At 42.8% G+C, this 10,671-nt stretch carries 12 protein-coding genes and 1 tRNA gene; 3 read left to right on the forward strand and 10 right to left on the reverse strand.

Features of this window, described 5'->3' with window-relative positions:
• Positions 1 to 22 precede the first annotated feature (22 nt).
• The 3 genes from ftsZ (at position 23) to SD450_RS08500 (ending at position 2,642) form a co-directional block, all read left to right on the forward strand.
• Entirely contained in the window at positions 23 to 2,002 is a 1,980-nt protein-coding gene (ftsZ, locus tag SD450_RS08490) for a cell division protein FtsZ (protein WP_318344151.1), read from the forward strand.
• A 101-nt stretch (positions 2,003 to 2,103) separates the two neighbouring features.
• Entirely contained in the window at positions 2,104 to 2,556 is a 453-nt protein-coding gene (locus SD450_RS08495; RefSeq protein WP_318344152.1) for a GatB/YqeY domain-containing protein, read from the forward strand.
• 12 nt (positions 2,557 to 2,568) lie between these two features.
• Positions 2,569 to 2,642: transfer RNA gene (locus SD450_RS08500), tRNA-Arg, on the forward strand.
• Here SD450_RS08500 and SD450_RS08505 read toward each other — a convergent pair.
• From SD450_RS08505 to SD450_RS08550, 10 genes are all read right to left on the reverse strand, one after another.
• Positions 2,596 to 4,212: a recombinase family protein gene (locus tag SD450_RS08505; protein ID WP_318344166.1), complete on the reverse strand. Its 1,617-nt coding sequence runs from the start codon at positions 4,210 to 4,212 to the stop codon at positions 2,596 to 2,598. The genes SD450_RS08500 and SD450_RS08505 overlap by 47 nt on opposite strands.
• 3 nt (positions 4,213 to 4,215) lie before the next feature.
• The gene (locus tag SD450_RS08510; protein ID WP_318344153.1) at positions 4,216 to 5,055 is read right to left on the reverse strand and encodes a Fic family protein; all 840 of its coding nucleotides are present in this window, start codon (positions 5,053 to 5,055) and stop codon (positions 4,216 to 4,218) included.
• Between the two features lie 3 nt (positions 5,056 to 5,058).
• The gene (locus SD450_RS08515; RefSeq protein WP_318344154.1) at positions 5,059 to 5,196 is read right to left on the reverse strand and encodes a hypothetical protein; all 138 of its coding nucleotides are present in this window, start codon (positions 5,194 to 5,196) and stop codon (positions 5,059 to 5,061) included.
• A complete protein-coding gene (locus SD450_RS08520) occupies positions 5,193 to 5,564 on the reverse strand; it encodes a type II toxin-antitoxin system HicB family antitoxin (protein ID WP_094997766.1) in 372 nt (123 codons plus the stop codon). Before SD450_RS08520 ends, SD450_RS08515 begins: the two co-directional genes overlap by 4 nt.
• 123 nt (positions 5,565 to 5,687) lie before the next feature.
• Positions 5,688 to 5,870, reverse strand: a complete 183-nt coding sequence (locus tag SD450_RS08525; protein ID WP_318344155.1) for a hypothetical protein — start codon at positions 5,868 to 5,870, stop codon at positions 5,688 to 5,690.
• Positions 5,871 to 6,304: 434 nt separating this feature from the next.
• Positions 6,305 to 7,354: a relaxase/mobilization nuclease domain-containing protein gene (locus tag SD450_RS08530; protein WP_318344156.1), complete on the reverse strand. Its 1,050-nt coding sequence runs from the start codon at positions 7,352 to 7,354 to the stop codon at positions 6,305 to 6,307.
• Positions 7,344 to 7,691: a plasmid mobilization protein gene (locus SD450_RS08535; RefSeq protein WP_318344157.1), complete on the reverse strand. Its 348-nt coding sequence runs from the start codon at positions 7,689 to 7,691 to the stop codon at positions 7,344 to 7,346. Before SD450_RS08535 ends, SD450_RS08530 begins: the two co-directional genes overlap by 11 nt.
• Before the next feature lie 171 nt (positions 7,692 to 7,862).
• Positions 7,863 to 8,348: a hypothetical protein gene (locus SD450_RS08540; protein WP_119648329.1), complete on the reverse strand. Its 486-nt coding sequence runs from the start codon at positions 8,346 to 8,348 to the stop codon at positions 7,863 to 7,865.
• The gene (locus SD450_RS08545; protein WP_119648328.1) at positions 8,345 to 9,133 is read right to left on the reverse strand and encodes a hypothetical protein; all 789 of its coding nucleotides are present in this window, start codon (positions 9,131 to 9,133) and stop codon (positions 8,345 to 8,347) included. The genes SD450_RS08540 and SD450_RS08545 overlap by 4 nt, the downstream gene beginning before the upstream one ends.
• Before the next feature lie 613 nt (positions 9,134 to 9,746).
• The gene (locus tag SD450_RS08550) at positions 9,747 to 10,586 is read right to left on the reverse strand and encodes a nucleotidyl transferase AbiEii/AbiGii toxin family protein (protein ID WP_119648327.1); all 840 of its coding nucleotides are present in this window, start codon (positions 10,584 to 10,586) and stop codon (positions 9,747 to 9,749) included.
• Positions 10,587 to 10,671 lie beyond the last annotated feature (85 nt).

The following is a 10,671-nucleotide window of genomic DNA, read 5'->3' on the forward strand; positions in this document are numbered from 1 at the left end:
CCATTAATGAAACACAACTGTCATGAGTAAGAACACTGAATTTGACAACATCGCTTTTGATTTGCCCAAGAACAAGAGCAACGTAATAAAGGTAATAGGAGTAGGCGGCGGCGGTAGCAATGCCATCAACCACATGTTCCAGGCAGGGATCAATGGAGTGGATTTCGTGATCTGCAACACCGATGCCCAAGCTTTGCAGAACAGTCCTGTTCCCAATAAGATACAACTGGGAGTTTCCCTCACCGAAGGTCTAGGCGCAGGGGCCAACCCCGATGTAGGGGAGCAGGCTGCCTTGGAGAGCATGGAAGAGATCAAGGGCATGTTGGGACACAATACCAAAATGGCCTTCATCACAGCAGGTATGGGAGGAGGAACCGGTACCGGGGCCGCACCCATTTTGGCCAAATTGGCCAAGGAACTGGACATCCTTACCGTGGGCATCGTTACCATCCCATTCCAGTTTGAAGGGGCCATGCGTAACAAGCAAGCACAATTGGGGATAGAAAAATTGAGGGCGAACGTGGATTCGCTCATCGTGATCAACAACAACAAACTTCGTGAAGTGTACGGCAATCTTGGGTTTAAGGCCGGCTTCTCAAAAGCGGACGAGGTGTTGGCCACTGCAGCAAGGGGTATCGCAGAAGTCATCACGCACCACTACACACAGAACATTGACCTTCGGGATGCCAAGACCGTGCTTTCCAACAGCGGAACGGCCATTATGGGTTCTGCCGTGGCATCTGGATCGGCCAGGGCCACAGAGGCCATCATGAAAGCCTTGGATTCCCCATTGCTGAACGATAACAAGATCCATGGGGCCAAAAATGTGCTGCTGCTCATTGTTTCGGGTTCCCAGGAAATCACTATTGATGAGATTGGAGAAATCAATGACCATATCCAGATAGAGGCCGGACATGGTGCTAACATCATCATGGGTGTGGGTGAGGACGAAAACCTGGGAGAGGCCATTGCGGTGACCGTGATCGCCACTGGCTTCAATGTGGACCAGCAGGACAACATAGTGAACACGGAATCCAAAAAGGTGTTCTATACCCTGGAGGATGAACAGACGGCGGAACAGGATTTGACCCCTGAATCCACAGCGGTTCAGGAGGTTAAGGTAGAAAGGACTCCCGTAGTGGAACCTGAACCAGAACCCACCGTGGTGAAGCACACCTTGGAGATGAAAGAAGAGGTGGAAGAGCGTATGGTGCCCAAGGCCAAGACACAGGAACCCGATTTGGTGCCCACCACAAGCTATATCCGTAATTTCAATGTTTTCTATGAAGAAGTGGTCCCTGAATATGTGGAGGATGACTTTATCATCATCGAAGCCAAAAATATCATCAATAATATAGAGGTAGTGGAGCCCGAAGTGGTTGCTCCCAAGTCGCAGGAAGACCAGTTTACCCTGAGTTTTGATATGCCCCTTAACAATGAGGTGGAGGAAGAAGAGGATGAAAGGGAACACACGGTCACTTTCAATCTGGATGATGGCGTTGGAGATGTGAGGGTGAATGAATATGTGGAGGTAAAACCTGTTTTGGAATATAAAAACCAAGGAGAGACCCGCTACAATCTGGAAGAGTACATGGAACTGGAGTCCAAATTGACCGGAGCCAAGTCCATGGCCGAGACCCACGAACCCAAGTTGGTGGAAAACGAACTCGTCTTTGAGAAAAAGACCTTGAAGGTCGAGGCGTCCAACCAAAAAGAAGAGACCGCGGACAACCTGGATCCGTTCAATAGTTCCATCAGTGAACTTCTAAAGGATAGGGCGGACGAGCGACGAAGAAAGCTGAAAAATTTCAACTATAAGTTCCAGAACAACAGGAACAGCATAGACGAGATTGAGAAACAACCGGCATATAAGCGCCAAGGTGTGGACCTGAACGATGTTCCAAAGGAACAGAAGGTTTCCAGGACCACATTGAGCGAGGATAGCAACGATGATCTACAGTTGCGTTCCAACAACTCATTTTTGCACGATAATGTTGATTAGTAGTGTTTAAATTGACATCCATTTTTTAATGGAAGCATGAACCCGAAAGTTGAGATACTTTCGGGTTTATTTTTTATCTTCGCAGCCCAAAATAGATGGAAATGGGTTTGCAGGAAAAGGTAATGACAGAAATGAAGGTGGCCATGAAGGCAAAGGATACCGTTGCCTTGGAATCATTGCGTGCCATCAAGTCGGCCATTTTGTTGGCAAAGACGGAAACAGGTGCCGGTACCGAACTTTCGGAGGAAGATGAAGTGAAACTGGTCCAGAAATTGGTAAAACAACGAAAGGACAGTGCCGCGATCTTTCAACAACAAGGAAGGGAAGATTTGGCTGGGCCAGAGCTTGCACAGGTGGCGGTGATCGAGAAGTTCCTGCCCGAACAATTGTCCGAGGAAGAAGTTGAAAAAGTGGTGGTCAATACCATTGAATCGGTTGGTGCTTCGGGAATGCAGGATATGGGCAAGGTGATGGGCATCGTTTCCAAGGAATTGGCAGGCCAGGCCGACGGCAAGACCATTTCCAACATCGTAAAGGCAAAATTAAGTTCGTAACATAAGATATAAGGCCGCGTAGTTCAACTGGATAGAATATCAGATTTCGGCTCTGAGGGTTGGGGGTTCGAATCCTCCCGCGGTCACTAAAGGGGATTTTCTGCAAATCGAGTGGAAAGTCCCCTTTTCTATTTCCTTACAATTATCTGAAAACGAGGAGATTGCACCAAAAATTTCATTGACTCGAAAAGTTTGAACTAGCTTGTTTTTGAAGTCATACCTAATCCCGTCAGGGAACACCATATATTGTACGGCTCTTTTAGTTTCCAAATCGCCTAACTCCCACAATTTAGGCAGGTTACAGGCATAGTTAAGTGCCATCTTTACCGACTTTTTGAGGTTTGAACTATTGATTCCCCCATTTTCCAGTTTTACCTCCAGTTCCCTTTGTTTGGCTTTTAGTTCCGGCATAAAAAGGTCGTACTGCGACTTCGTAATCTCGTTCAGTACAACGAACCTTCTTTCCAATGTATCAATCCTTTCTTCGAGCTGGCCGAGTTCTTTGGTCAATCTCTTTTGGTCGTCAACTGCCTCTTGGTTCTTATCGATCAGGGTGTCGTGAATTATCTCGGTCAAGGGTTCGATATACTTTCTATCGGCTATTGTAAACCTCCCTAACACATTTAAAAATTCGTCATGAAGCTTTTTGGCACTTCTGTTTTCCTTACTGCCCTTACGCCTGTTCTTGTAATAGTAAAGGCCCTTTTTCTTTACGATGAATCCCGTATAAGGCGTTCCACAAACCGAGGATCTGACGAACTTTTTCAATGGCAGGTTTTCATCATCGAACGAATATTTCTTCGGTGAATCCCCTGCGTGAAGCAAATCATGGATTTTAAGAAATACTTTCTTTGGTATTAAAGCTTCATGTTTTCCCGGAATTACCTCTCCCGGAATCAGACTATTGACAATAAGCCCACAATAGAAAGGGTTTCTAAAAAGGTCCGTCAGCTTTTTTGCTTTAATGCTCAGGCCCTTTTCTTCCAAGCGTTTTGCAATCTCGACATGGGACATATTTGCGTTCGCCTTCCATAAAAAAGCGTGCTTAAGCAATCTTCCTTGTTCAGAAATTACAAAATTCGGAATCTTCCCTTTTCCAGGATTGGTGTTGGTGTAACCAAAGGGATAAGCTCCCGTCCAGTATCCCTTTCGTAACTTTTCCTGCATGCCCGTAATGGATTTGTCCCTGCGGATTTGGTTGTCGAAGTGGGAAAACATGTGGAAAAGATTTTCCTGGAACGTACCTGCGCTTGTTGTAACATCGATTTCCTGGGTGGCCGAAACGACCGCTATTCCCTGTTTCTTTAGTTGCCCACTGATATATGCACCGTTCGCGCCAGTTCTTGAAAACCTATCGTAGGAATAGACAATGATATAACCGATGTTCTTTCGTCGCTTGACATAGCTTAGCATCTTTTGGAATTCCCTACGTTCGTCGCTCTTTGCCGATTCATAGGTTCCCCCGAAATATTCGATTACCTCGAGCTTTTTTCTGATGGCATACTCTTGGCAATACTTAAGCTGGGTGGTCAGACTGGCATTGTTGTCGAACTGTTCCTTACTGGAAACACGGGTATAGATAACGGCCGTATCACTTTTGCCGATAATCCTTCCTTTTTCCTTTTTCGCGAATTGTTCGAACACCTCTAAGTTCATATGCTATCTTTTTGGTCCTGTAAAACCCTTTTTTCTTTTATTCCCGTCCTCAAAACCCAAGTTGAAATTCTTCGAAAGGTTTTTTTTTTGACCAATTTCCTTTTGCATTCTCTTGATCGATGTATCATAGAAAAAGTTGACTATCGCCAACATATTGTTGTGCTTCTCGGAAGCTTTGAGTGCATCGATATATTCCTGCCTATCCTCCTTTAAAATAATGATATGTGGATGTTTGAACTTCTCCAGAATAAAATTGGACAGCAACCGGCCTAACCTTCCGTTACCATCCGGAAAGGGATGGCTGTAAATGAACATCTTGTGGAATATGGCACTCAACTCCAAAGGGTGCGTTTTTTTGTTTTTGATGGCATCGTCGAAACTGGCCAGAAGCCTTGGCATGTTCGCTATGGCCTTTTTGGTGTCACGGAATACCGTATCACCGGCCGCCATTTGGGTCTTGGCATATTCCCCGGGTTTGTGGCCTTTATAGGGCAATGTATTTTTGGTCAATATTTTATGTACCGTTCTTACGAAGGATTCGTTGAAATCGGAACCCTTGTTTTTCAGGATATAATCGTAGGCATTGAAATGGTCCATTATTTCGAACGCTTCCAGTAAGGTCTTGTTGACAAGATTAACGGCATACCCCTTTTCCTTAAGCTCCCTCGTGTCGTCCACGCTGAAGCTATTGCCCTCTATACCACAACTGTGGGCGGAGAACAGGATTTCATTGTATCTCCTGAAATCATCGGCATCAAAGGCCGATACGATCAATTTATCGTATTTCTCCTTTAGGGAATCGTATTTTTTTCTGGTTGCGACGAACGGATCCTTTCCTCCCATGGGCTATTTGAATTTTGAATCGATTTCTATTTTCTTTTGGGCCTGTCTTTCGGCTTTCCAGAACACTCTTTTTCGAAATGGCCTCAAATGTTTGGCCCGTTCCCCACTTGCGGTCAACATTCTTTTGGTTCCCCTTCTCATTGTTCGACCTTATTTTGGTTCAGGACCTTGTCCTCGTTCTTTACCAGATAATCAAAGGCCTTGTTGACCAGTTCGTTCAGTTTCATTTTTTTCCTTTCGGCCATTATCGAAAGCTCCCTGTGGATTTCACTGGATGTACGGATATTGAACCCTCCCCTATAAAACCTGTTCGGTTCTTTACCAAGCTCCTTGCAGGTTTCAAGATAATGGTCGACGGACCCTTCAAAAGCCTCCTTCAGCTCTTTGACCGAAGTACCCTCATAGCTGACCAAGTCGTTTATTCCGATAACTTTTCCGTGTAGCAGCCCGTCCCGAGAACTATACTCCACAGAACCGAAATACCCTTCATGTTCCAAATTATCCGCCATTGCTTCTATTTTCCTAATCCGCTTTATTCCCTATTGTTTAGTTCGTTCACGAACATGATCCTAAATCCACCCTCTATCAAAGATACTAAAATGCAACTATTATTTAGTTGCTGTTTTTTAAATTTAATCTTCGTCTTTACTTACCTTTTGGACATGGTCACAGACTATGTTGGCAAGTGCTAGAAGTTGTTCTACGATTCGCTCCGCATCTTCTTCCGAGTAATCCTCAAAACCTTCATAAGTTTTCAGCCATACGCTGTTGAATTTTTTGTTTTTCTGCTTTGGCTCAAGTATTGAGTTTGACATCTTTCCTGAAAATCGGCAGCTCCTTTGTCGTGAAGGTCGTTACCGTATTTGTAAAAGCAGGCTTTAATTTACCTTTTTTAACTTATTAAATCCATTATGGAATGGTTATTTTATCCCCTAATTATAAGTAGTTGGTTAACAACTTTTAGATTTGACGGGAGGGATGACTTTTTTCCTGTAAATTCTGTTTACACAGACGATCTTACCATTACTTTGCTTGATTTCCAGATTTTGAAAATCATGTTGTTTCAACATATCGATAATACGCTCTCCTGTATGCAGTCGCTCCAAACCCTCGATTGTATCGACCTCCCCATTTTTGATTATCAACTTAATGGATAGGAACCTTTTGTTCCGTATCATCTCCAACACCTGAATTTCAGATGGAGTTAATTCCGAAGATCGTAACTTATTGTTCTCTTTCATAATATCTTCTATAGGTTCAGTCCTTTCTTTTTCTTCTTTCTTTTGCGCTTTTTCTTAATACCGTCATCCATAAGTTCAAGTTTAAACGGATTCCATTCCGTTTCATCTACCAGAGGTTGGACTACTCCATCTCCTTCAATTTTTCCCAGATGACCTTTTGATTGCCCAGAAGAATCTTGAGTGCCTTGCGCAGTTCTATTATTTCTTTGTTCATGCCTGATTGTCGTTCCATTGTTTCCTTCGCCAGTAAGATGAGTTCCTCGTTCTTTTTCATTAGCCGATAGTATAACCGAACGGTCTCTTGTTTGCTCATAAGCGATATGTTTTACGATGCTGTTCCATGAAAATTTTTTACCGAGCGTACTGCCTTTATATACAACTCCTTGGTATTTGAAAGATATGCCCGAAACTCTTCCCGTGGTTTTGCTCACGTTAAATCTTGGCGATATATTTTGTTTTTGTAGTAATGTGATGAATTGCGCTGTATCCGCTGCCCTTGAAACTACTGAACCGATTTTGTCCTGAAGAACAAGTTTTATCGGTACATTACCAGTTCTTAGGGTCTTCTCTATTTCTTTTTGGGTAAGTGATTTTTGGGTATTTGTGTTACCTACTATTTGGGTCAGTCCGTATTTCTTTTCCAGATCATCGAGTATTTTACGGTTTCTTCTTTTAATATTACTGTCACTTGTTAATCTCCCCGAATACCTTACCCGATTGGCTATGATATGGATATGCTCATGTTCCGTATCGGTATGACGGTACATGATAAATTGATTGTTGTCAAAACCCATCTTCATCAAATAATCACACCCTACCGATACGAACGTTTTATCATCCAAATAATCCGAGTGCGGCAGGTTCAGGGAGACATGAAGTACCGCTTTCCCGAGGTTTGGGCGTAGCTCCCTTATCAAATTGAATTCCTGCGTCATTTCAACGGAAGTGGAATGTTCGATATTGGAATCGATGACATACCCGACCCCTTCACGTACTTTTTTTTCATTGTAGGCCAGTACTCCATAAAAATCCTTTCCTATCACTATCTTACCTATCATTTTTCTTGATATTTGATTTAAGGTATTGCAATAGTGTTTTTACTTCTTCCAATTGCCTATGAATACTGAACGGGTCGCGAATGCCCGAGTTCACGACCTTGGCGATTTGGTTCAGATTGTTTCCCACTCGACTAAGTTCAACGAAAAGTTTCCGGTCCGATGGACTTACCTTTTTCTTTGGTAGCGACTTTTTCGTAATCCTTCTTCGGATAAATTCCGCAATGGATAACCCGATAGTTTCCGCATTATTGGAAACTTTGGAATAATCATCAACGGTCATTCTTACATTGACCTGTATTGTCTTTCGTGCCGTAAATTCTTTTTTCGGTCTTCCCATTTCAATGGATTTAGCTTGTATTTCAGATAATCTGCAAACGAAGTGCGTAGGGTTTTTGTTAGCAAAAACACAACTTGCTACGTGACCTCCGATTAACTTAGGCCAAACCTAAAACATATCTCAAGTCAATAAGGGCTTTGCCGTACACGGAGTGTTGTACGGTAAATGGATTCAGCAGAGTTTAACGTCCTCGAAAAGGATTTTAAGGGAGGCCTCGGCTTCAGGAACCTCAAAGTATCTATGGGATTCCAATACGAGATGCTTTAATGCGGATCTATAGCGTGCCTTGCCATGGGCGTTGTCCTCATAAAAAGTACAGGGGTCTTTGGGATGCACCTCCATGGGCGTTGTAAAGGATTTTACGTCTCTGTTCATATATTCGAACCGTTGGGAAGCCCTTCTGTGGATACCACGAAGGGTAAGTCCTTCTGGATAGTTCGGGACGTTGTAATAACGTTCCTCCAAGATTACGATAAAGGCCCGCCTACGGGAAAGTTTTGGTTTTTGCGAACCGATACCGATTGCATTTTGTACATCGCGTACCAGACGCTCGGCCAAAAGGACCTGTGATAGGGAATATTCCTTGCCGTTGACCTCGGGATGTTCCTCCTTGGCCAATTCCTCCAGATAGCTGAGCAGTTTTTCCGACGGAATCATAATTTAGGGCCGCCCCTGCGTTTGTTTATGTTTGGAGTTCGCTCTATAACATTTACCAATGCCTTGGCAAGTTTTTCGAGCCGAAGGGAGAGGCCGAGCAGGTGTTGTTGCACTATAGAGCCCGCCAACAAATAATCGGCCATAGTAGTCTTCTCGGGCAGGAGCTTGGCCTTTACGACAAGATGTAGTAGTACTTGTTCATGGGCATCGAGACCATAGCGTGCATTTTCCAGTTCCTTATCAAAATTTTTGAGATAAGCTTCGGGGCGTGGTTTCTTTTCTTTCACGGTTTTCTCCACTTTTTTCCATTGGGCCTGCGTCGAAAAATGCGCTGTTAAATAAGCTACGGAGAATCGGCCATATTCCCATTTCCGGTACGAGGTGGTCTGGTCCAAGAGTTCCATTTCTACAAAATCCACTAGCGGTTCATTGGACAATGGCCGTTTAAAGTCATATTCGATATTTTTTAGTGCTTCCAGCTGTAATTTCGCGGAATTACCCAGGTTGTTTATCAGATGTCTTCCAAAGGTTTGGGACAGGTCAAACAGCGGTTGTTTATCTTCCAGAATGGCCTTTAACAGCAGTTCCCTTTGCTCTTTGGGGACTTCGTCATAATGAAGTCCATACGTAAAGATGGCCGCGATAAGGGTTTTCAGTTGCCCTTCTGAAAGCGCATGCTTTTTGTGGGAAGGGGGAAGACTGTCCAATTCACTGATTACCTCCATGAAAGACTGTCTGTCGATAGGCCGACTGAAATCCAGTACTTTATATAGGGTTTCCGACATGGTATAAATTTAATCAATGTAACGGAAAAGATTCAAATAATACATCACTTCGTTCTTGGCCGTATCCACCCTTTTGAAGAGAACATAAATAGCAGAAACTGATTATCGCAATTACCCTCCAAAAGATAGTCTATAACTTCTTCCTTATAAATGGGAAGACCGTACAAATCCATCAAGGTATTCTCCTTGCTATTTTGACTTTACCTGTATGGAAAATTCGTCTTCTGGCATTCCTATTCGTTTTAATTGCCTATTTGTACTTTTTTGGTTTTTCGAAAGAGAATAAAATTAACGGAACAATAATCATTAAAGTAATCATAACGAAAGTGAATGTTCTTATCATGTAGACCACTTTAATCTCATTAACCTCTAATTCAAAAACAAGTGGTGCGATCCAAGAACACAGCGACACGGACATTAATAGGGCGAATATCCTTAAGAAGGTGTCCGAATTAAATTTTTTAATTTTTCCCATAACTCATTGATTCTTTAATCGATAACAAAGATGATTAAATTTAGGTGTTCATATCAAACATCATCCATTATGGATTCCGATTATATAGTCTTTATTCCTATTTGATTCGTTTATATGGTTGTCCTGCCCAAATTGATCTCAACTTTTGGGTAAGGGAAATTCCACTCCCATTCTCCAATCCAAAACATTCATCTTTTCTAAAAATCCTTGGATTCCCTTGACCAAATTTTCATAGGCTGGGGAATCCCCATAAATCATTTGCTCTTGCATGGTTTTATAATCTGCCTTCCAATCGTCCTCATACTCAGGGGGTGGGATGGGCCGTATATCCTGAGGTCGATGCAGATTATAATCGACCCCACCAAGTTTTGTGAATACATATCTATGATTTACAATGGTTTCATATAAACCTTTGTCGTGGATGGCATTGACCGCAAATTCCGTTTTCGATAATTGGAAAATATCGTACAAATGACGGCTTAGCCTATCCACCCTTATCTTTTCCTTGGGACGTTGGAATTCCTCATGCAATAGAAAAAGTTTTTCTAAAAAAGTCCTTTCAGGGGTTACGGATGGAACCTTTACTGGAGGCGCTACAAATTCGGCATCGGGATATTCTTCGTCCACAAAGGAGCTTATCGGTTTTGATTGAAATGGTTCCCTTAGAGAACGACAGCCAATTTCAACTTGTACCCTTGGTTGGATGTATCCGGGGGATTTGGTCAGAAATGGATAATAGATTTCTATGATACGAGGGTCTTGGTCGCTTGATTCGGCCGGAATGATATTGAAACCCACATCCTTAAATCCATTGCTCTTAAATCGCTGCTGCAACTCTGGATAAAATTTCCCTGAAATATAGGAACTCGTTTCTTTCCTCAGCTTGGTCAGCTGTTTTTTTGATAGCTCCCCTGAATATCCAAAAAATCCGCGGTCAACGGCAAGGTCGATATCTTCACTAAACTTATCACGACTCATGATAAGTTTTCTTATCCAAGGTAAATCGTTATCCAAAGTTCTTGATAGGTACTCTTCATAAATACCTGTAAACCAATATTACTTT

This window comes from Flagellimonas baculiformis (genome assembly GCF_033441575.1).
Lineage (GTDB): Bacteria > Bacteroidota > Bacteroidia > Flavobacteriales > Flavobacteriaceae > Flagellimonas > Flagellimonas baculiformis.